20 protein-coding genes and 1 pseudogene are annotated in these 21,794 nt (G+C 65.1%); 14 read left to right on the forward strand and 7 right to left on the reverse strand.

Annotated elements, in window-relative coordinates:
• The first annotated feature begins 14 nt into the window (after positions 1–14).
• Positions 15–3,161 (forward strand): efflux RND transporter permease subunit, encoded by a 3,147-nt coding sequence (locus P9875_RS14185; RefSeq protein ID WP_278318743.1) that lies wholly within the window; start codon positions 15–17, stop codon positions 3,159–3,161.
• Positions 3,161–4,525: an efflux transporter outer membrane subunit gene (locus tag P9875_RS14190; protein WP_278318744.1), complete on the forward strand. Its 1,365-nt coding sequence runs from the start codon at positions 3,161–3,163 to the stop codon at positions 4,523–4,525. The genes P9875_RS14185 and P9875_RS14190 overlap by 1 nt, the downstream gene beginning before the upstream one ends.
• A 24-nt stretch (positions 4,526–4,549) precedes the next feature.
• Here the strand turns inward: P9875_RS14190 and P9875_RS14195 are convergent, their stop codons facing one another.
• Entirely contained in the window at positions 4,550–4,825 is a 276-nt protein-coding gene (locus P9875_RS14195) for a DUF6150 family protein (RefSeq protein ID WP_099403411.1), read from the reverse strand.
• Between the two features lie 195 nt (positions 4,826–5,020).
• Between P9875_RS14195 and P9875_RS14200 the strand changes: the two genes are divergently transcribed.
• The 8 genes and pseudogenes from P9875_RS14200 to P9875_RS14235 all read left to right on the forward strand — a co-directional run bounded on the left by P9875_RS14200 (position 5,021) and on the right by P9875_RS14235 (position 12,023).
• On the forward strand, positions 5,021–6,670 hold the full coding sequence (locus P9875_RS14200; RefSeq protein ID WP_278318745.1) for a DUF4394 domain-containing protein: 1,650 nt from the start codon (positions 5,021–5,023) through the stop codon (positions 6,668–6,670).
• A gap of 113 nt (positions 6,671–6,783) precedes the next feature.
• Positions 6,784–8,064: an arsenic transporter gene (locus P9875_RS14205; RefSeq protein WP_278318746.1), complete on the forward strand. Its 1,281-nt coding sequence runs from the start codon at positions 6,784–6,786 to the stop codon at positions 8,062–8,064.
• A gap of 59 nt (positions 8,065–8,123) precedes the next feature.
• Entirely contained in the window at positions 8,124–8,708 is a 585-nt protein-coding gene (locus P9875_RS14210; RefSeq protein WP_278318747.1) for a TetR/AcrR family transcriptional regulator, read from the forward strand.
• A gap of 71 nt (positions 8,709–8,779) precedes the next feature.
• Positions 8,780–9,877: an alkene reductase gene (locus P9875_RS14215; RefSeq protein ID WP_278318748.1), complete on the forward strand. Its 1,098-nt coding sequence runs from the start codon at positions 8,780–8,782 to the stop codon at positions 9,875–9,877.
• Between the two features lie 27 nt (positions 9,878–9,904).
• Positions 9,905–10,288, forward strand: a complete 384-nt coding sequence (locus P9875_RS14220) for a nuclear transport factor 2 family protein (RefSeq protein WP_278318749.1) — start codon at positions 9,905–9,907, stop codon at positions 10,286–10,288.
• Positions 10,289–10,326: 38 nt separating this feature from the next.
• Positions 10,327–10,956 (forward strand): NAD-dependent dehydratase, encoded by a 630-nt coding sequence (locus P9875_RS14225; RefSeq protein WP_278318750.1) that lies wholly within the window; start codon positions 10,327–10,329, stop codon positions 10,954–10,956.
• A gap of 47 nt (positions 10,957–11,003) precedes the next feature.
• Positions 11,004–11,420: pseudogene (locus P9875_RS14230) on the forward strand (GNAT family N-acetyltransferase); the annotation flags it as partial.
• Between the two features lie 9 nt (positions 11,421–11,429).
• Complete coding sequence (locus tag P9875_RS14235; RefSeq protein WP_278318832.1) at positions 11,430–12,023, forward strand: flavin reductase family protein; 594 nt, start codon at positions 11,430–11,432, stop codon at positions 12,021–12,023.
• Here P9875_RS14235 and P9875_RS14240 read toward each other — a convergent pair whose 3' ends face one another.
• The 6 genes from P9875_RS14240 to gstA all read right to left on the reverse strand — a co-directional run bounded on the left by P9875_RS14240 (position 12,024) and on the right by gstA (position 18,003).
• The gene (locus tag P9875_RS14240) at positions 12,024–12,932 is read right to left on the reverse strand and encodes a DUF2145 domain-containing protein (RefSeq protein ID WP_278318751.1); all 909 of its coding nucleotides are present in this window, start codon (positions 12,930–12,932) and stop codon (positions 12,024–12,026) included.
• Between the two features lie 8 nt (positions 12,933–12,940).
• Entirely contained in the window at positions 12,941–13,372 is a 432-nt protein-coding gene (locus P9875_RS14245) for a hypothetical protein (protein ID WP_034788152.1), read from the reverse strand.
• A 92-nt stretch (positions 13,373–13,464) separates the two neighbouring features.
• Complete coding sequence (locus P9875_RS14250; RefSeq protein WP_278318752.1) at positions 13,465–14,331, reverse strand: HDOD domain-containing protein; 867 nt, start codon at positions 14,329–14,331, stop codon at positions 13,465–13,467.
• 56 nt (positions 14,332–14,387) lie between these two features.
• Entirely contained in the window at positions 14,388–15,485 is a 1,098-nt protein-coding gene (locus P9875_RS14255; protein WP_278318753.1) for an acyl-CoA dehydrogenase, read from the reverse strand.
• Positions 15,486–15,546: 61 nt separating this feature from the next.
• Positions 15,547–17,103 carry an FAD-dependent monooxygenase gene (locus P9875_RS14260; RefSeq protein WP_278318754.1) on the reverse strand — a complete coding sequence of 519 codons (1,557 nt, stop codon included), beginning with the start codon at positions 17,101–17,103 and terminating at the stop codon, positions 15,547–15,549.
• Between the two features lie 285 nt (positions 17,104–17,388).
• The gene (gene gstA / locus P9875_RS14265) at positions 17,389–18,003 is read right to left on the reverse strand and encodes a glutathione transferase GstA (protein ID WP_278318755.1); all 615 of its coding nucleotides are present in this window, start codon (positions 18,001–18,003) and stop codon (positions 17,389–17,391) included.
• A 564-nt stretch (positions 18,004–18,567) separates the two neighbouring features.
• On the opposite strand from gstA, the gene P9875_RS14270 reads away from it, so the two are divergent.
• The 4 genes from P9875_RS14270 (at position 18,568) to P9875_RS14285 (ending at position 21,725) form a co-directional block, all read left to right on the forward strand.
• A complete protein-coding gene (locus tag P9875_RS14270; RefSeq protein ID WP_278318756.1) occupies positions 18,568–19,692 on the forward strand; it encodes a fimbrial protein in 1,125 nt (374 codons plus the stop codon).
• A gap of 185 nt (positions 19,693–19,877) precedes the next feature.
• Positions 19,878–20,672 carry a TOTE conflict system archaeo-eukaryotic primase domain-containing protein gene (locus P9875_RS14275; protein ID WP_099403423.1) on the forward strand — a complete coding sequence of 265 codons (795 nt, stop codon included), beginning with the start codon at positions 19,878–19,880 and terminating at the stop codon, positions 20,670–20,672.
• Positions 20,673–20,725: 53 nt separating this feature from the next.
• Positions 20,726–21,175, forward strand: coding sequence for a VOC family protein (locus P9875_RS14280; RefSeq protein WP_278318757.1), 450 nt, complete (start codon positions 20,726–20,728; stop codon positions 21,173–21,175).
• 109 nt (positions 21,176–21,284) lie between these two features.
• The gene (locus P9875_RS14285; protein WP_278318758.1) at positions 21,285–21,725 is read left to right on the forward strand and encodes a hypothetical protein; all 441 of its coding nucleotides are present in this window, start codon (positions 21,285–21,287) and stop codon (positions 21,723–21,725) included.
• Positions 21,726–21,794: the final 69 nt, after the last annotated feature.

Raw genomic sequence — 21,794 nt, forward strand, 5'->3', positions numbered from 1 at the left:
GAAAGCCTAACGACATGCCTCAATTTTTCATTAACCGCCCCGTCTTTGCGTGGGTGGTGGCGGTCTTCATCGTCCTGTTCGGACTGATCGCCATACCGCAATTGCCGATTGCGCGTTTCCCTTCGGTGGCGCCGCCCAGCGTCAGCATCAGCGCCAACTATCCTGGCGCCACGCCGCAAACCATGAACGATTCCGTGGTCGGCCTGATCGAGCGCGAACTGTCGGGCGTCAAGCACCTGCTGTATTTCGAGTCGTCCACCGATACGTCGGGTTCGGCCTCGATCACCGTCACCTTCCAGCCGGGAACGAATCCGGAAATGGCGCAGGTGGACGTGCAAAACCGCCTGAAAGCCATCGAACCGCGTTTGCCGCAAGCCGTGCGGCAAAACGGCTTGACGGTGGAGTCGGCGTCGTCCGGCTTCCTGATGATCGTCAGCCTGATTTCCGACAATGGCCAGCACGATGAAGTGGCGCTGGGCGACTACCTGGCGCGCAACGTGACGGAAGAACTGCGCCGCATTCCCGGCGTGGGCAAGGTGCAGCTGTTCGGCTCCGAGCGGGCCATGCGCATCTGGGTCGATCCGGCCAAGCTGGTGTCGTACAACATCGCCATGGGCGAGCTGACGGCCGCCATCGCGCAGCAAAATGCGCAGATCGCGCCGGGCCGCCTGGGCGATTCGCCGGCCGTGCACGGCCAGCGCGTGACCATTCCGCTGACGGTGCAGGGCCAGTTGCAAACGCCGGCCGAATTTGCCGCCATCGTGCTGCGCGCGAATGCGGATGGCTCGAAAGTGACCATCGGCGACGTGGCGAAAGTGTCGCTGGGCGCGCAAAGCTTCAACTTCAGCATCCGCGAAAACGGGCAAGCCGCGTCGGGCGCTGCCATCATGCTGTCGCCGGGCGCCAACGCCGTGCAGACGGCGGCCGCCGTGCGCGCGCGCATGGCCGAACTGGCGCACACCATGCCGGCCGGGATCAAGTACTCGGTGCCGTTCGATACGGCGCCGTTCGTGAAAATCTCGATTGAAAAGGTCATCGTCACCCTGCTGGAAGCGATGGTGCTGGTCTTCCTCGTCATGTACCTGTTCCTGCAAAAGATACGCTACACCCTGATTCCCGCCATCGTCGCGCCGATTGCCCTGATGGGCACCTTCACGGTGATGCTGATGGCCGGCTATTCCGTCAACGTGCTGACCATGTTCGGCATGGTGCTGGCCATCGGCATCATCGTCGACGATGCCATCGTGGTGGTGGAAGCCGTCGAGCGCCTGATGGCGACCGAGGGCTTGTCGCCGAAGGAAGCGACGTCGAAAGCCATGCGTGAAATCACGGGTGCCGTCGTCGGCATCACCCTGGTGCTGACGGCCGTGTTCATCCCGATGGCGCTGGCCAGCGGTTCCGTGGGCGCCATCTACCGCCAGTTCACCCTGGCCATGGCCGTGTCGATTTTGTTCTCGGCGTTCCTGGCCTTGACCCTGACGCCGGCCCTGTGCGCCACCATGCTCAAACCGATAGGCCCGCACGACCACGATAAAAAGGGCTTTTTCCTGTGGTTCGACCGCCAGTTTGAGCGCATGACGGCGCGCTATGAAAAGGGTGTGGTGGCGATGGTGAAACGCGCCGGCCGCTCGATGCTGCTGTATGGCGCCATCGTCGCGGCGCTGGGCGTGGCTTTCATGCAGCTGCCGTCGGCCTTTTTGCCGGAAGAAGACCAGGGATACTTCATCACCTCGATCCAGCTGCCGTCCGACGCCACCATGGAGCGCACGCTCGATGTCGTCAAACTGTACGAGCAGCACGTGGCCACGCGGCCCGGCATCGAAGTGAACCAGTCTATTCTCGGTTTCAGCTTTTCCGGCGCGGGGCCGAACGCGGGCCTGGCCTTCACCATGCTGAAGGACTGGAAACAGCGCAACGGCGCCACGGCGCAGGAAGAAGTGGCGCTGGCGCAGGCCGCCATGTCGCAGGCGAAGGAGGGCGTGATCATGAGTTTGATGCCACCCGCCATCGATGAACTGGGCAACTCGTCCGGCTTTTCCATGCGCCTGCAAGACCGCGCCAACCAGGGCATCACTGCCCTGCAGGCGGCGCAGAACCAGTTGCTGGGACTGGCCGCGCAAAGCGCCAAGGTGGCGGGCGTGTATCCGGACGGCTTGCCACCGGGCGCCAGCGTGCGCCTCGATATCGACCGCACCAAGGCCGAAGCGCTGGGCATGTCGTTTACGGCCATTGCCGACATGCTGACGGCGGCCATGGGTTCGACCTATGTCAACGATTTTCCCAACGCTGGCCGCATGCAGCAGGTGATCATCCAGGCCGATGCGCCGTCGCGCATGCAGTTGAACGATGTGCTGGCACTGCGCATCCGCAATAACGCGGGCGGCATGGTGGCCCTGGGTGAACTGGTGCGCCCCGTGTGGAGCGAGTCGCCGCTGCAGCTGGTGCGCTACCAGGGTTATCCTGCGGCGCGCATTTCCGGCAGCGCCGCACCGGGCGTCTCCAGCGGCGACGCCATGCTGGAAATGGAACGCCTCGTGAAGCAACTGCCACCGGGCTTTGCGCTGGCGTGGACGGGCCAGTCGCTGCAAGAGAAGGAATCGGCGTCGCAAGCGCCCATGCTGATGGCGCTGTCGATGCTGGTGGTCTTCCTCGTGCTGGCGGCGCTGTATGAAAGCTGGTCGATTCCCGTCTCCGTGATGCTGGTTGTGCCTTTGGGATTATTGGGCGCCGTGCTGGCCGTGATGTTGCGCGGCATGCCGAACGATGTGTTCTTCAAGGTGGGCATGATCACGATCATCGGCCTGTCGGCGAAGAACGCCATTTTGATCGTCGAATATGCGCGCCAGCTGCAGGCGCAAGGGCGTGGACTGGTCGAGGCGACGGTGGAAGCGGCTAGATTGCGCCTGCGCCCGATTTTGATGACGTCACTGGCGTTTGCGCTGGGCGTGGTGCCGCTGATGCTGGCCACGGGCGCCAGCGCTGAGACGCAGCACGCGATCGGTACGGGCGTATTCGGCGGCATGATCACCGCCACCGTGCTGGCCGTGTTTTTCGTGCCCGTGTTCTTTGTCGTGGTGCTGGGCGCCGTCGACAAGATGGGCGCGTACTTCAACAAACGCAGTAACCGCATCGCCGTCAAGGCGGTGGAAGGAGAATCGTAATGCGTTTATTCTTTATCACACCCCTGGCCGTGCTGGCCCTGTCGGCGTGTTCCTTGACGCCGCCGCTGGTCAAGCCGGCGGCGCCGATCCCTGCCAGTTATGGCGAACTCGCTGCGCAGGGTAGCGCCGCGGACCTGGGCTGGCGCCAGATGCTGCTCGATGCGCGTCTGCAGCGCCTGGTCGATATCGCGCTGGAAAACAACCGCGACTTGCGCGTCGCGTCCCTCAACGTGGAAGCCGTGCGGGCGCAGTACCAGATCCAGGATGCGGGCCGTTATCCGGCCATCGGCGCGAATGTGGGCGGCGTGCGCCAGCGCGGCGCCGATGCGGTGACGCAAAACCAGTTCACTGCCGGCATCGCCATGAGCGCGTTCGAGATCGACCTGTTCGGCCGCCTGCGCTCGCTGTCGGACGCCGCGTTCGCCCGCTACCTGGCCACGCAGCAGGGCCAGCGCGCCGCGCACATGGCCCTGATCGGCGCCGTGGCCGACGCCTACCTGGAACAGCGGCTGGCGGAAGAGCAGCTGGCACTGGCGCGGCAAACCCTGCTTGACTGGCGCCAGGCCTTGCTCCTGACGCAGCGCCTGCACGGCGCGCAGCAGGGCAGCGGCCTGGACGTGGCGCAGGCGGAAGGGCAGGCGGCCACGGCGGAAGCGGACGTGCAGGCGCGCGAACGGGCCAGTCTACTTTCGCGCAACAACCTGGAATTGCTGCTCGGCGCGCCGCTGCCAACGGACTTGCCGGCAGGCCGGCCGCTCGATGGCCAGCCCGTGCTGACGCAGCTGCCGCCCGGCCTGCCATCGGACTTGCTTGCGCGCCGCCCCGATATCCTGCAGGCCGAATATGCGCTGGTGGCGGCGAATGCGGAAATCGGCGCCGCCCGCGCCGCCTTCTTCCCGCGCCTGTCGCTGACGGCGTCGCTGGGCTTTGCCAGCCCGGAACTCGGTGATTTGTTCCGCGGCAGCGCGCGCAGCTGGGCGTTCGCGCCGCAAGTGACGCAGCCGCTGTTCCAGGGCGGCCAGTTGCGCGCGGAATTGCAGCTGTCGCGCCTGCGCAAGGACGTGGCCGTGCTGCAGTACGAACAGGCGATCCAGGCGGCGTTCCGCGACGTGCGCGACGGCCTGGCCGGCAGTGCCACGTATGCGCAGCAGATCGCCGCGCAAGAGCGCGTGGTGGTGGCGGCGCGGCAGCGTCAGCGCCTGTCGCAGCTGCGCTACGACGCGGGCCAGGACAGCCGCCTGGAACTGCTTGACGCGCAGCGCCAGTCGTATGCGGCGCAGCAAACCCTGCTCGACGCGCGGCGCGACCAGTTCAAGTCGGCCGTGGCCCTGTACAAGGCGCTGGGGGGAGGGCTGGAAGAGTAGCGGCCTTGCGGGCTTGGCGCCGTTCTACGACAGGCAGCCCTTCAGCCTGTGTGGTTTGGTCCAGCCGGCTTCGCTGGCCTTGTCGACAAAACAGATGGCCAGTTGCGCGAAGCCTGGCGAGGTGAAGTACATGCTGGCCGTCGCATCCTGGCGCTCACGGGTGATGAACCACTGCGCGTCGCCATGCGCCAGTCCGTAGCTGGCCGCGCGGTGCACCAGCAAGTCGGCGTTGCCACGCTGCACGATGGCTACCCGTACGTCGGCTTCGCCCATGTTGTTGGTTTGATAGATGCGCGCCACTTTCCTGACCCCGGTTTTAATCGTGCCTGCGACTATACACCGATTAAGTTGCCTAAAGACAACTACAAGCTGGGACGGCAAAACTTTTTTTGCGCCGCTGCATCCAAACGCGTGCATGGCAAGTAGTACAGGGGTGCGCTCGCCGCAAACGCGGCATGAGCGGCACCTTCACTCACTCTTACAGGGGCCACGACCATGCCACATTTGCCAACCTTGCCATACGCCAAGCTGCTGCTCGTTTCCGCCGTCGCCATGTCGCTTTCCGCCTGCGGCGGCGGCAGCGACCATGACGATGTGGTTGTTCCGCCACCGCCGCCCGTGGTGGTGGCCGGCGACGTCTTCGTGCTCACCGCCAGTAATAAACTGCTGTCGTTCGACCGCGCCGCGCCAGCCACCATCCGCAGCACGGTCACCGTCACGGGCTTGCAGGCTGGCGAAAACCTGCTGGGCATCGATTTCCGTCCCGCCGATGGCCAGCTGTACGGCGTCGGCAGCACGGGACGCATCTACACCCTGAATGGCGTGACGGGTGCCGCCACCGTCAAAGCCACCCTGGCAGCCGATGCGGCCGACGCGACGGCGCCTTACACGGCGCTGGCCGGCACGGAGTTCGGCGTCGACTTCAACCCCGTCGCCGACCGCCTGCGCATCGTCAGCAACACGGGCCAGAGCCTGCGCATCAATGTCGATACGGGCGCCACCACCACGGATGGCGCCATCAACGGCGGAGCAGGCAATACGGCCATCACGGCCGCCGCCTACAGCAACAGTTTTGCGGGCACGGCCAGCACGACCCTGTTCGTCATCGACGCGGCCAACGCCACCCTGTACACGCAAAATCCGCCCAACAACGGTACCCTGGCCAGCGCCGTGCCGCTGGGCGTGGCGGCCACCGGCGTGGCCGGCTTCGACATCGACGCGCGCACCAACACGGGCTACGCCGTCATGACGGTGGCTGGCGTGCGCAATCTGTACACGCTGAATCTGGCAGCCAGCACGGCGCCGGCGACCCTGGTGGCGGCCATCGGCGTGACGGAAGAAGTGCGCGGCATCGCCCTGAAAGCGCCGGCGGCGCCCGTCGCCTACGGCCTGACGGACGACAATCGCATCGTCAGCTTCAAGACGGCCACCCCGAACACCCTGGACGCCAATGTGGCCGTGACGGGCCTGGCGGCGGGCGAGCGCCTGCTGGGTTTTGACATCCGTCCCAAGGATGGCTTGCTGTACGGGATATCGTCGGCGGGACGCATCGTCACCATCGCCCCGGACACGGGCGCCGTCACCGTCAAGGCGACGCTGGCCGCCGATGCGGCGGATGCCACCGCGCCGTACACGGCCATCGCCGGCACGGCCTTTGGCGTCGATTTCAACCCCGTCGCCGACCGCCTGCGCGTGATCGGCAACACGGGACAAAGCCTGCGCATCAATGTCGACACGGGCGCCACCACCACCGACGGCGCCGTCAACAGGGCTGGCGCGGCGCCTGTCGTCACGGCAGCCGCCTACAGCAACAGCTTTGCCGGCACGACGTCGACCATGTTGTTCGATATCGACACGGCCAGCGCCAGTCTCGCCTTGCAAAATCCGCCGAACGACGGCACCCTCGTCAACGTCGGCGCGCTGGGCGTGGCGGTGGCCGGTGACGCGGGCTTCGACATCGCGGGCGGCGCCAACGGCTTGGCCCTGGCGGTGCTGCGCACGTCGGCCACGGGACCGAGCTCGCTGTACCGCATTGACCTGGCGACGGGTGCGGCCGTGCTGAGCGGCGGCGCGGCCACGCCGGCCGCTTCCGCCATCGGCAACGGGTCGGTGGGCTTGGTCGATATTGCCATCGCGCTCAAGTAAGGAAGCACGCCGCAGCTTTGCTTTGATTCAATAATTCCAGTATCATGGAATTATTGTTGATATTCAATGGCTGCGGCGCATGGTGCCCGCGATGCCGCAACGAACGGGACCTCATGCTCACCGCTTTCCTCATCTTTCTCGCCACATTAGTCCTCGTCATCTGGCAGCCGCGCGGCCTGGGCATCGGCTGGAGCGCCGTCATCGGCGCTGGTGTCGCCTTGCTGGCCGGCGTGATCCACTGGGGCGACATCCCCGTCGTCTGGCATATCGTGTGGAACGCCACGGGCACGTTTGTTGCCGTGATCATCATCAGTCTGCTGCTCGACGCGGCCGGCTTCTTTGAATGGGCCGCGCTGCACGTGGCGCGCTGGGGCGGCGGCAGCGGACGCAAACTGTTCGTGCTGCTGGTCTTGCTGGGCGCCCTGGTTTCCGCCGTGTTCGCCAATGACGGCGCCGCGCTGATCCTGACGCCCATCGTCATCGCCATGCTGCGCGCCCTGAAATTTTCCGCCAAGGCCACCCTGGCCTACGTGATGGCGGCCGGTTTCATCGCCGACACGGCCAGCCTGCCGCTGGTGGTGTCGAACCTGGTGAATATCGTCTCGGCCGATTTCTTCAAGATCGGCTTTGCCGAATATGCGTCCGTGATGGTGCCCGTCAACGTTGTCGCCGTGCTGGCAACCCTGGCGGCCTTGCTGATCTTTTTCCGCAAGGATATCCCTCGCGACTACGAAGTCGCGCAGCTGAAACGCCCTGACGCCGCCATCCGCGACCCGGGCACCTTCCGCGCCGGCTGGCTGGTGCTGGCGCTGCTGCTGGTGGGATTTTTCTCGCAAGAAGCCTTGGGCGTGCCCATCAGCCTGATCGCCGCCGTGGGCGCGGCGCTGCTGCTGGCCGTGGCCGGCAAGGGCCACGTGATTTCCACGCGCCACGTGCTGCGCCATGCGCCGTGGCAGATCGTCGTCTTTTCGCTGGGCATGTACCTGGTCGTGTACGGCTTGCGCAATGCTGGCTTGACGGCTTACCTGACGGGTATGCTGAACCACTTCGCGCAGTACGGCGTGTGGGGCGCGGCCATGGGCACGGGCGTGCTGACGGCGTTATTGTCTTCCGTGATGAACAACCTGCCAACGGTGCTGGTGGGCGCGTTGGCCATCGATCCGACGACGGCGCAAGGGGCAGTGCGCGAAGCGATGATTTACGCGAACGTCATCGGCAGCGACCTGGGACCGAAGATCACGCCCATCGGCAGCCTGGCCACTTTGCTGTGGCTGCACGTGCTCGACAGCAAGAACATCCACATTTCCTGGGGCTACTATTTCCGCGTCGGCATCGTGCTGACCGTGCCCGTGCTGCTGGTGACCCTGGCCGCGCTGGCGCTGCGCCTGGGGTGATGGCGGAGCGGGGGATGGTTTACTAGACGACCGGTCAGATTTTTTGCTATACTGGCCGCATGAGCAAAAAATCTTCCGCTGACATGCGCCAGCACCTGATCGACATCGCCAAGGCCCTGATGGCCGAGAAGGGCTATACGGCCGTGGGCCTGGCCGAACTGGTGGCGGCGGCCGGCGTGCCGAAAGGCTCGTTCTACTATTACTTCAAGTCGAAGGAAGAGTTTGGCCAAGCCTTGCTCGACGATTACTTCAGCACCTATCTGCAGACGGTCGATGCCTTGCTGGACGGCCCGGGCAATGCCCGCGAGCGCCTGCTCGCGTATTTTGACTACTGGCGCGCGACCCAGGCCGGCAACGCGCCGGAAGGCAAATGCCTGGTGGTCAAGCTGGGCGCCGAAGTGTGCGACTTGTCCGTGGACATGGGCGCCGTGCTGCAACAGGGCACGGGCGCCATCCTGGACCGCCTGACGCAGTGCCTGGAAGCGGGCCACCTCGACGGTTCCGTGGCGGCGGCAACGCCGGCCCGCGTGCTGGCCGAATCGCTGTACCAGCTGTGGCTGGGCGCTTCGCTGATGGTCAAGGTGGCCAGGAACGGCGGACCGTTCGACGCTGCCATGTCGACCACGCAACGGCTGTTGTCCTAGCCGTTTTTTTAACCATTAGCTAGACGACCGGTCAGTTATTTTAACCTCTCGCACAATATGAAAGCAGTACGATGACCGAACAGCATGAAAGCGATCTATTTTCTCCAGTCGACCTGGGCGCGCTGGCCCTAGCCAACCGCATCGTCATGGCGCCGCTCACGCGCAGCCGCATGGGCGATGATGGCGTGCCGAACGCCTTGCACGCCGAGTATTACGCCCAGCGTGCCAGCGCCGGCCTGATCATCAGCGAAGCGACGAATATCTCGCCGCAGGCGCGCGGTTACGCCCTGACACCGGGCATCTGGTCGGACGAGCAGGTGGCTGGCTGGAAGCTGGTCACGGATGCCGTGCATGTGGCCGGCGGCAAGATCGTTTGCCAGCTGTGGCATGTGGGACGCTTTTCGCATACGAGTCTGCAGCCCGATGGCGCCGCGCCCGTCGCGCCTTCCGCCATCCGGGCCGAAGGCAGCACCTACACGGCCAGCGGCATGCAGCCCGTATCGATGCCGCGCGCGCTGGAAACGCGGGAAATCGCCGGCATCGTGGCGCAGTATGCGCATGCGGCCGCATGCGCGCTGCGCGCCGGTTTCGATGGCGTCGAGGTGCATTCGGCCAATAGCTACCTGCTCGACCAGTTCCTGCGCGATTCCACCAACCGGCGCACGGACGCTTACGGCGGCAGCATCGACAACCGCGCGCGGCTGACCCTGGAAGTGACGGATGCCGTGGTGAACGTCTGGGGCGGGGCGCGGGTCGGCATCCGCCTGTCCCCCGTCACGCCCGACGCGGGCAACACGCCCGTCGACAGTGACGTGATGGCCACCTACGGCTACCTGATCGAGCAACTGAACCGCCATGGACTGGCCTATCTGCACTTCGTCGAGGGCGCCACGGCCACCTCGCGCGCTGTGCCGACAGGCGTCGACCTCGATGCGTTGCGGGCGCTGTTCGACGGTCCGTACATCGGCAACAACCACTACGACTTGCCGCTGGCGCAGGCGCGCCGCGCGCAAGGCAAGGTCGATGCGGTGGCGTTCGGCCGTCCCTCCATCGCCAACCCGGACCTCGTGGCGCGCCTGCACCATGGCGTGCCGCTGGCCGTGGCGCCGCGCGCAGCGTATTACGGCGGCGCCAGCGGCTACACCGACTGGCCCGCCAGCCAGTCCTGATTTTTTCACACACCCAAGGAGCGCAATATGAACACCACCACTTATGTGCAGGATTACCAGGCCATCGTCGCCGTGCTGAATCAATACAATGCAGGCGGCGCGCAGGCCGACAGCAGCATCATGCGCCCGGCCTTCAGCAGCCAGGCCACCATTTTCGGCGTCGATGGCGACGATCAACTGACGGGCGGGCCCATCGAAGGTCTGTTCGAGATCATCGACAGCGCCTTCCGCCCATCGCCGCAGGCAAAGGCGGCCATTGCGCGCATCGATATCGTGGGCACGGCGGCCAGCGCGCGCGTCGATACGGACGATATCTCGGGCTTCCGCTTCACCGACTTTTTCAATCTGCTCAAGGTGCAGGGAGAGTGGACCATCGTCAGCAAGATCTATCACACGCACGCGGGCGCCTGATACTGTATCGTGTGGCGTCCAGCATGCGGGGAGAATGAATGAAACTGATACTGATAGGCGCCACTGGCCTGGTGGGCCGAGAAGTACTGCGCCTGGCGCTGGCTGATGCGCGCGTCACGGCCATCGTCGCGCCCGTGCGCAAGCCCTTGCCGGCGCATCCCAAGCTCGATGCGCCGCTCGTCGATTTCGACCGCTTGCCGGCGGACGCGCCCTGGTGGCAGGCGGACGCCGTCATCTGCACGCTGGGCACGACCATGAAGGTGGCGGGCACGCGGCAGGCGTTCCGCAGAGTCGACCACGACTATCCGCTGGCCGCGGCGCGCCTGGCACTGGCGGCCGGCACGCGCACGTATGCGCTCAATTCCGCCGCCGGCGCCAACGCCGCTTCGCGCTTTTTCTACAACCGCGTCAAGGGCGAGCTGGAACGCGACCTGGAAGCGCTGGGCTTTGGCTCGCTCACGCACGTGCGTCCCGGCCTGATCGGCGGCGAGCGCGACGTGGCGCGGGCGGGCGAGGGCGCCGCCTTGCGCCTGCTGCGCGTGCTCGGCCCCGTGCTACCGCGCCGCTGGCGCATCAATCCCGCGCCACGCATCGCCAGCGCCTTGCTGGCAGCGGCGCTGGCCAGCGCGCCGGGCGTGCACGTCGTCAGCCCGGAGCAGCTGGTTTGAACGCGCCGCCCGTATAATTCCCGATCATCTACTTGCGAGTACAAACAATGCAGACAGTACGTGTTTACCAGGCCGGCGACCGCGATGCCTGCCTGTCCCTTTTCGACGGCAATACGCCGCGTTTTTTCGACCCGTCCGAGCGCGCCAGCTTTGTCGCCTGGCTGGAAAATTCGACACATCCTTATCTGGTCATCGAACGCGACGGACGCATCGTCGCCTGCGGCGGCCATGCGCTCGATGCGAGCGGCACGGTGGCCAGCCTGTGCTGGGGCATGGTGGCGCGGGATATGCACGGTCAGGGCCTGGGCCGCGTGCTGACGCAGGCGCGCCTGGCCGCCATCCGCGCCGTGCCGGGCGTGGCCAAGGTGAGCATGCATACCAGCCAGCACACGCAGGCCTTTTATGCGCGTTTCGGCTTTGAACCAGTCAAGGTGACGCCGGACGGTTTCGGGCCCGGCATCGACCAGTGGGACATGCTGCTGTCGCTAAATGAACGGGACCATATCGCCGCCGTGCCGCTGGAAAAAGCCTACCGGCTGCTCAATCACGGCCCCTCCATTCTCGTTTCGGCGCGCCATGCGGGCGTGGACAACGTGATGGCCGCCGCGTGGGCTTGCGCCCTCGATTTCGCGCCGCCCAAATTGACCGTGGTGCTGGACAAGGCCACGCGCACGCGCGCGCTGGTCGAAGGCAGCGGCAGCTTCGTCATCCAGGTGCCGACGGCGGCGCAGTTGCAGCTCACGCATGCGGTGGGCACGCACAGCCTCGATGCGCAGCCCGATAAACTGGCGCGCGCCGGGGTAGGGCTATTCCATCGGGAAGGGTTTGATCTGCCGTTCGTGGCCGGATGCTCGGCCTGGCTGGCTTGCCGGTTGATCCCCGAGCCGCACAATCAGCAGGCATATGATTTGTTCATTGGCGAAGTGGTGGGCGCCTGGGCCGACACGCGCGTGTTCCGCGACGGGCACTGGCATTTCGAGGATGCCGATCCATCGTGGCGCAGCCTGCACTACATTGCCGGCGGGCGCTTTTATGCGATCGGCGAAGCGCTCGACGCGGACAAATGATCAGTCGAGGGCGATGACCCTGTCGTTTGCGCCTGGAATACAGCCGTCGGCGATCGCATCCCAGCCCCGGTGCACCACCACCTGCTTGCCGTCGTGGCAGATTTCCACGCGCTCGCTGGCGGGCAGGCGCTGGCGCGCGAACGCTTCCAGGCTGGCCGGCAGACTCACTTCCAGCTGCATCGTGCCGATGGCTTCCGGCGGGTGGTCGTCCATGTGCACGAGCGGCACGAAGATCGATCCCAGCATCAGCCAGCGCGCACCCACGTCGACGGGGGAGGGCGCATACGGCGCGGCGCGCAGCCAGTCCTGGGCGCGCGCGCGCAAGTCGCCGCCGGCCGCCAGTTCGCCCCAGGCGGCGGCCAGCATTTCCACCACCCACTGATTGCAGTTCTGGTATTTCAAATTGAAGGCGTACGCGTTGGCGCTGTAGCGGCCCGCCAGCAACTGCTGCACGCGCACGGGGTCGAGCAGGGCGCGGCGCAGGGGCGGCACGGTTTCGGCCGGCAGTTTCACGAGGGAGATGTAGCCGAGCGCGGGATTTTCCGTGCCCATGGCGAAACCGGCCGTGCCCTGGTCGAAGATGCGCGGGCGGCCTTCGTCGCAGGCGTAGTACAGCTGGCGCGCGGACCAGCCGCTGTCATTGTCGTGGCGCCAGGCCAGCGCCGCATGCGAATAGCGGATGCCGAAGCGGGCCAGGTCCAGGCCGGAGCGGCTGATCAGGGCCACGCTGCCTTCGCTGGCGGCCAGTTCCTCGCGCACGACGGCGGCAAAGCGCAACAGGCGGTCCTGTTCCGTTGCCGTGAGTTCCTGCGCGCGGTCGCAAAAGCGCGAGGAGGCGAGCGAAGTACCTGCCTGGGCGGCGCCAGCCAGGACGAGTGCGGCGCAGCCGGCCTGCAGCCGTGGGGTCACACCCAGAATCAAAGGCTGACGGGACGCGTGGCCATTTCGCCGTACCAGTCGTCGGCCAGCACGAGGAAGAAGGCGGCGCGCGTGTCGTTGCGCGAGAATTCGATGCCGTAGGCGCGGTTTTGCGCGTGCACCACGTCGCCTTGCGCCAGTTGCTGCTTGTCGAGCGCCGCTTGCGGCAAGTCCAGCACCAGCGGCGTCGCCGTGGCGTCGGCCTGCATGGTCAGGCGCGTCATGCCGTCGCGGCCCGGCACGGCGGCCACGTCGATGATGCGGTAGGGGCCATTGGCCACCTTGTTGTCGCGCGAGGAGCTGTTGCTCGAACCGTTGAGCGAATCGGAAATGCTGCCGCTCGACTGGGAACCGGCGCTGGAGGCCGAGGAAACGAAGCTGTCGGCGTTGGCGTTGCACGCCATGGTCAGAGCTGCGGCCAGGCCGAGCATGCGTAAGGAGGTAGTCAAGGCAGTTTTCCAGTGGACGTCAATGAAAGCAGGCCGGATCCATTCCGGCCTGCGCCATCATAGCAGATAGGCCATTAGCTGAGCAGTACCTCGATCAGGCCCTTCGCTTCGGCCGACGGTTGCGTGCGCAGCGCCTGCAGCACGGGATCATTTTCCAGGTAGGCCTGCAGCGGCGCGCTGATGGTGATGCCGGCCTGCGGCAGCGGCGAAGGGATGGGCGCCAGCGCCTTGGCCAGCAGCAGGGTGTCGCGCAAGCCCTCGGGCGGCAGCATGATGGTCGAGCCGGGCAAGGTATTGACGGCATCGGCTACCTGCAGCGGCACGCCCAGCTGGCGCATCAGCGCGCGGCCGATCACTTCCAGGGCGGACGCCATCTGCGTTTCCAGGTGGGCGTACAGGCCCGGAGTCTTGTCGGCCTGGGCCAGCAAATAAAAGCCGGCCACTTCATGCACGATGCCGGCGAACAGGGCCGTATCGGCATCCGTGTGCGTGACGGCGCCTGCCAGGCCATGCGCCAGCGCCGCCACGTGCACGGTGTGCGCCCACAGCTGGGTGGCGCGGGCGCGCAAGGCCTCGTCGCGGATGCCCGCGTTCAGCTGGCGGATGACGGCCGCCGTCGCCAGCGCATACAGGTTGCGGTGGCCCAGCCGCTCGACGGCGGCGCGCACGCTGGTGATGGCGGGCGACTGGCCGGGCGCAAACAGGGCTGAATTGGCCAGCGCCACGGCGCGCGCCGACAAGGTCGGTTCGCACAGCAGCAGCCGGCTGATGTCGGCCGAGTGGCAATCGGGATTGGCCAGTTCCTTTTGCAGGAGCAGGGCCGTATTGATGCTGGTGGGAAAGGCCAGGGTTTCCGTTTCGGCGCTGGCCAAAAGTTGCGCCAGGCTGCTGAGCGTGTTGACGTGCATGGGTAGGGGAGCGGGAAGTAGCAATGCTCCCATAGTATCAGGCAATCCGGCCTGCATGGCGCCCGGCAGCCTTTTCAGCCATGCGCCTGTCAGGGAAGCAGCAATGCATGCTGGCCGGCCGTATGAAAGTCGCGCCACACGCGGTTGATGGTGCTGTCTTCGCGGGCCGCGTACAGGCCGCAGTACGGATACAGGCCATCGACGGCTGAGCGCGCGGTGGCCACCAGGGCCAGCGAAGCGGCTTGCACGGCCTGCATGGCGTTGTCGTCCAGCACCGCGCCGCCTGCCACCGTTGCCCAGCTGTCGTCCAGCACGGCGTAAAAACGGGTGCGTGCGGCAATAAAAGCGCCTTTCTTGCCCTGCAGCATGGCCGCCACCTCCGGTACCTCCAGCAGCGGCAAGCCTGCGCGCGCGTGGCGGCGGTGGTGCATGCATTCTTCGGCCAATTGCATGAAATGCGCGGCCATGCCCGCCACGTTGGCGGCCAGGGTCACGTAGGCGAGCGAGTAAAACGGGTAGCGGTACAGGGGGCCGTCGGCCGTCGCGGCGCTGGCGTCGATGGTGAAGCCATGTTCCTTGGCAATCCACTGGCCGTCGATCCGATAACTGTGCGAGGCGCTGGCGCGCATACCGATGCTGGTCCACGAAGGCAGCAGCTGCACCAGCGCGGCGGGCACGAGGAAGGCGCGGATGCGCGGCTTGCCTTCGTCATCGAGCAGGAGCTGGCCATCGCGCCGCAGCCGGGCGTTCAGGGTGAAGTGGGTCGCCATGGGCGCGCCGCTGGCGTAGTCCCAGCTGCCGGTGATGCGGTAGCCGTCGCCTTCTTCCTCCGCGTAGCCGGTGGCCGCGCCGCTGCCGCCCAGGCAGACGCGCGGCGTGCCGATGATGGCGCGCGCCATCTCGGGCGCCAGAAAGCCCGCGAACCAGCCCGCGCCCGCGCACAAGGTCAGCACCCAGCCCATGCTGCCATCGACGGCGGCCACGGCTTCCTCCAGGCGCACCACTTGCGGCAAGGGCAATTCGGCCCCGCCCGCGCTGCGCGGCGCCAGCATCGTCAGCCAGCCGCGCCGGTGCAGCAAGGCTTGCTGGGCCGGATGCAGGAAGCGGGCCGCATCAGCCGCCTGGGCGTGGCGGGCGATGCGGCGCGCGTCGCGTTCGGAAAGGGTAGCAATGGCAGCGTGCGGCATGGGCAAAGTCCGGCAATGGCAGAGGCGGGCATTTTCGCACAGCGCGGCGGCGCCGTTGCCGTCAGCCGTGCGGCATGGCGATTTTTTCCATCACGGCGCGCAGCAGCGTGGCGCCTGGCGCCGCGGCCGGGGCCGAGCGCCAGGCGACGATGCCGTCCGGCCGGACGATCACGGCGCCGTCATCGCCTGTGCCGTAGGTGTCGCCGAAGGCCTGATCGGCGGGGAAGAGCACATCGGCGCCGATGAGCAAGGTCTTCAACGATAGGTGCGCGGCGGCGGCGGACCAGCGGGGATCGGCTGTCAGCAGCACGAAATCGTCGGTCAAGAGGTCGATGCTGGAGACGCTGTTGCCGCGATGCCGGACCCATACGTGGGGCGCGCGCGTGCCGGGCTGGCCAGCCCAGTCGCGCGGGTGGGCGGCCGGCGGCAGCGCCGCATCCGCGCCAAGGATGGCGCCAGAGCGCGTCAACTGGCCCAGTTCCATCGCCAGGTTGCCATACAAGGGTTCGTTCTGGTAGCCGTCGCCGACCCATTTCGCGTAGTCCGGCCGGGCGAAGGTTTGCTGGTGCCGCAGCCAGGCGATGGGCCGGCGCTCATCCGTATAGGTGTCGAGCAGGGCGGGGCGCGATTGTTGCCGCACGACCCTTTGCAGCTTCCATGCCAGGTTGTAGACGTCGTCGATGCCCGTGTTGGCGCCGTAGCCGCCCCGCGTGGGGGGCAATTGGTGGGCCGCATCGCCGGCCAGGAAAATGCGCCCTTCGCTGAACCTGTCCGCGATCAGCCCGGCCAGCTCCCAGCGCCCCGTGGTGATCAGCTCGAAGGCCATGTCCTTGCCCAGGGCCTGGCGGATCAGCGCCCGCAATTGCGCGTCAGTGCTGTCGCTTTGTTCTTCAAACATGAGGAACCAGCGCCCGTCCGAATACGTGCCCAGAAAACCCTTGAAGCCTGGCTGATCGATATCGAACTGGCGGATACCCCGTTCCAGAAAAGTATCCGCCTCCGCGCAGCGGAACAGCACGCTGCGCAGCACGCGCAGGGGACCGGCGCCCTGGCGCGCGATGCCCAGCTGTTCGCGGATGGGGCTGGCCGCGCCATCGGCGGCGATCAGGTAATCGGCCGTGACGGCATAGCTTGCGCCCGTGTCGCGCTGGCGCAGCTGCGCCGTGACGCGCTGCGAATCTTGCTGCACGGACAACAGTTCCACGCCCGTGCGCAGATCGGCGCCCCGTGCGCGCGCGGCCTCGCGCAGGATCGGTTCCAGCAAGTCCTGGGCGATGGCGGCGCCGGCCATGGGCGTAGCCTTGCCGTCGCGCTCTTCCTGCTGGCCTGGCGTCCACGGCAATTCCTCGTAGTGCAGACCCGCCAGACTTTCCACGCGGGCGCGGCGCACGCTGGCGCCGGGCGGCACCTGGGGAATGCGTTCGGCGATGCCGGCGGCGCGGAAAAATTCCAGCGTGTGTTCCGTAAAGCCCGTGGCGCGTGGGTGGGCGGCGCTGCCGTGGTGTTTTTCAACGAGGATATGCGGCACGCCCCGCCATGCGAGGAAGAGCGATGCTGAAAGTCCGACGAGACTGCCGCCGATGATGAGTACAGGGGTGTGGATTGAAGCTGGGTTCATGATGTCGTCCTGGGTGTTGTGCAGAGCACACTCGGTCAAGGACGTGGTGAATTTTCGCGGCAGGCGCAACGACGTTCAGGCAGCAGGGTGACGGAACGCACGCCGACGAAAAAACGGCGCACGTCCGCTTTCCGTCGTGGTCCGCGGCCCCTTGGGCTGGAATATGACCGTCCGCAGGCGGACGGCTGACCGGGGCTCACCACGCCGGTCCACCTTTTTCGACAGCACGATCTTAGCACGGGACAGTCGCGCTCCGCCAGCCCAGGGAACCCCGTGCGAAGGGCTTCAGGCGGCCTTGGCCAATCCTTCCGCTTCCCAGGCAGCCCTGACGCTGTCGCGCTGGGCCACTCTTGCCAGGAAGGCTTGCACATGCGCCAGCGCGGACAAATCCACGCCCAGGCCTGGCGCCCAGCCCGTGATGACGAACAGATAGGCGTCGGCGACCGTGAACGTGTCGCCCGTCAGATAGGACTGGCCTTCCAGGCGGCTGTCCACCCATTTGTATTTCTTGCCCAGCTGCTCAATGAACAAGGCCTTGGTGGCAGCGTCGATGCGGGAATCGAACAGGGGGCTGAACGATTTATGCAGTTCGGACGTGATGTAGTTCTGCCACTCCAGCACCTTGTAGCGGGCCAGGCTGCCCACGGCTGGCAGCAGGTCTTGCTTGCCGCTCTGTTCGGCGATGTACTGGGCGATGACGGGGCCTTCGCTCAAGGTCGTGCCATCGTCGAGCTCCAGCAGCGGCACTTGTCCCTTCGGGTTGAGTTCATAGTAATTGCCGCCTTCCTGCGTCCGGTGCTGGCTCAGGTCGACTTTCACCAGCGTAAATGGCGTGCCCGTTTCGCGCAGGAGGATGTGCGGCGCCTGCGAGCAGGCGCCCGGAGAATAAAAGAGTTTCATGGCGATCCTGTCCTTGAAAAGGTGGGGAAGATGCCACTATAGACTTGCGCCGCCGCGCGGTAAACGCATGTTCGCGCAAGTGGCCGTGCACGCTCGAAGGAGGTTTGCGCTGGCTCAAATGGCCGCCGGCGCCGCATCGTTCCAGGCACCAGGCTTTCCAGCTCGCTGCCGGGTATTGCCGGGTTTGCTTGATGGATCAGTTTTATCGCGCAGTTTGCTCAGTTATGGCGCTGGATACTCGACGCCCGGTGTATCCGTTCACCGGAGCATTATTGAAAGCAACGCTGGGCGCATTCCCACATCTGACGGTGACATAGCCATATTTTGCAATGTATCCGCTTTTCGGAGTGCTCCTATATGGCATGTGCCGTTGGGGCCATACACTTCATCCGCAACAACACAGGAGCGATTTCGGGCATCGATGCTTTCCATCTGAACGCCGGACATTCCTGGCTCGGGGCTGCCACGGAGCAATTGCTGCGCCGCTGGGCGCCCTCGCCAGCGCCATGATTACGTCATGAATCATCAGTAAGTTGCACCAATCAACATATAAAAGGTCGCGTTATGAATATTGGCTCTTTACTCAAATCGGGTCTGGCCGTCGCGCTGCTGTGGGCGGTAGCCGATTCGGCTTTCGCGGTCAACTGCACTTACTCGAACGGGATCCAGCCGGCAATAGGCAACATGCCTTTGCAAGTGTCGGCGATCACCGTCGGGCGCGACGTGCCGGTGGGTACCGAGGTGTATCGCCAGACATTCAAAATGGCCTCCGGCCAGGCAGTGACACCGGATTGCCAGAACGCGCCGTTTCAAATGTTTACCGAGTTCACGGTTGACGCCCGCTTCGGCCTGGCAACCTGGACCAGCGGGATGTATGCCAATAAAGTATACAAAACCAATATTGCGGGGTTGGGGGTTGTCATGAGCAGTCGGGGCGGTGTGCTGCCAAGACGGACCCCCACGCAGCCGAGCACCTGCACACCAGGCTATCGCTGTCTGATTCCTTTCGAGGGGCCGTCCAATTTTGAACTGATATTGATCAAGCTGGGAGACGTGACTCCCGGGGTGTTGACAAACAGCTCATTGCCGACCGTCAGCCTGTACGGCAATTTCGGCGATGCCAGAGTGCTGGGCTTCCAGATGGGCATCACTGGCAGTCTCCAGATCGTCTCGAAGACCTGCAGCACGCCGGATGTCTCGGTGCCCATGGGCACGTATGCACCCAAAGATTTTAGCGGGACCAACAGCGCCACCGGCTGGAAGGATTTTTCCATACGCTTGAATGATTGCCCGGCGTTTCATGGAACAGTGAGCAAGACCGCTGCAAGCTGGGAGTCGCAAAGCGGCAGCTCCCCGGGCGGCACGGGGACACGCGGAACGCGTGAAGTGAACAGCCTGCGCTATCGCATCGATCCCGTTCGCATGGCCATCAACGCAGGCAATGGCGTGCTGAGCCTCGACTCCGCTGCCGCCGGGCGTCCTCCCGCCGCCGCCGGCATAGGCCTGCAGATAGCAAACCAGGCCGCTAACGCGATACCGTTGGCCAGCCTGCAGAACAGTGGCCTGACCCTGAGCTCCGCCGAACGCAGTTATGTCATCCCGCTGCGCGCGCGCTACTTGCAGACGGGCAGCAAGGTGACGCCAGGTCCGGCAAATGCGTCGGCCACGTTTACGATCAGTTATGACTAACTTGAGGAAAGATAGTGTGGGAAACGCAAGCCTCGAAACGGTTTGTTTCGTGCATCATGCTGGCCCTGGCCGCTCATGCTGCCGGTGCTGACGTGCGGCGTGACGGCGGCCGGAATGGACGCTGGCGCTCGGCTATAATCCGGGCACGTTGACAAGTCTTGCTCAACGTTATTACGAGGCCGCCCATGCATAAACTGATTTCCGAACTCACCCGCCTGTATCTGTTCGAAGAACAGCAGCAATACGTCGATGCGGAGGGCGGCGCGCAGCCGCTGACGCCAGCCGTGCTGGCGCGCCATCTGTCGGGCGAGCAGACGGTGGCGGTGCAACTCGTGACCGGGAGCGGCCTGACACGTGCCTTGGTGCTGGAGTTTGGCGGCAAGGGCGGCGGCGAGGCGCACTGGAGCGCGTTGTGCACGATCGCCAATGCCGTGCAGCACGAGCTGGACTTGCCGGCGCCCGCCGTCAGCATCTCGGGCAGTGCATTCCAACTGTGGCTGTCGCTGGCCACGCCCGTACCCGTCGCGCAGGCGCGCCAATTCGTCCAATTGCTGCACTCGACTTTCCTGCCAGCATCGACCGACATCCTCGCTATCGCGCCGCCAGACTACGTGGAACAGGCGGCGCTGCCGCCGTGCCTGCAGCCGACGGGCAAGTGGGCCGCCTTCATCCACCCCAGCATGGGCGCCGCCTTCGTTGACGAGCCGGGCCTGGACATGCCGCCGCCCCCAGCCGCGCAGCTGGGTTTCCTGGAAAGTTTGCGCAGCATCACCCCGGGACAATTCGCGCAGGCGCTGGCGAAGCTGCAGGGACATGCGGGCCTGCTTGACGCCGTGCCCGCTCCCGCCATCGCCGTATTGCCAGTGGCAACATCCGCCGCTACGCCGGGCTTGCTGCTGCAGGACGCCAGCCTGGAAGACATCGTCCGTTGGCTGCATGCGCGCAACATCGAGCCGACTTTCCGGCACCGGCTGCCGTAGCGGGGCGCTCTTTCTCCCTGACCGCACACTACGTTAGACACCCAGGAGGCAACATGACAGTCAAGCGCATGGACAACGTCGGCATCGTGGTAGAAGACATCGATGCCGCCATTGCATTCTTCACCGAACTTGGTCTCGTTCTCGAAGGGCGCGTCCCGGTTGAAGGAGAGTGGGCAGATGGCGTCACCGGACTGCACGGCATGCGCGTCGAGATTGCCATGATGCGTACGCCGGACGGTCACAGCCGTCTGGAGTTATCCCGCTTCCTCGCGCCGCCCGTGGTCGCCGATCACCGCAACGCCCCAGTGAACGCGCTCGGCTACCTGCGCGTCATGTTTACCGTCGAGAATATCGACGATACGCTCGTCCGGCTCGTCAAACGCGGCGCGAAGCTGGTCGGCGAAGTAGTCCAGTACGAAAACATGTACCGGCTCTGCTATATTCGCGGTCCGGAAGGAATCCTCATCGGGCTTGCCGAACAGCTTGTGCAGAAAACGGCCTGAGGGAATCCCACCGGATCGGCGTGTAGCCCGTTAGTGAAACAACGGCAACCGGCCAGCAGCAGTCGTTGAGTATCCAATCAATCTTGTGCAAAAAACTGGGAGAACTACATTGGGAGTAATTGCAGACTTCTTTATCGCCGGTCCAGCCGAGGCCATTCGATATGTAAATCGGATTGACGAGCCTGACGAAGGTGAGGAAATTGCGCTTTTGTTGAATCCGGTCCACTTCAATGGCATCACAGACCTGGAAATCGGTACTCTTTGGGCCATTTTGGAAAGCAAGGAGTGGGATATAGAAAAACACATGCCTGAAGACATCTACGTTGAGGAGGACGGCGAGTCCTGGCTGCACCGTTTTCCGGACGAGCTGACAAGCCTTCTTGCAAATTCAAATGCGGACGGGTTGGAGAGCGCATCGGAGCAATGGGCAAAAACTGAAGAGATGGAGTGCGATGCAGCAGATTTGCGGCCGCTATTAAAGGATTTGCAATCGCTCGCACGGCAAGCCACCACCACGGGACAGTCCATTTATCTTTGGGGCTGTCTCTAAGGCTACTTCGTGGCAAGCGTATCATCGCTGAAAGGTCCGCTTCGCGGCTGAAGCGGATACTGCAATGCC

This window comes from Janthinobacterium rivuli (assembly GCF_029690045.1).
Classification (GTDB): domain Bacteria; phylum Pseudomonadota; class Gammaproteobacteria; order Burkholderiales; family Burkholderiaceae_D; genus Janthinobacterium; species Janthinobacterium rivuli.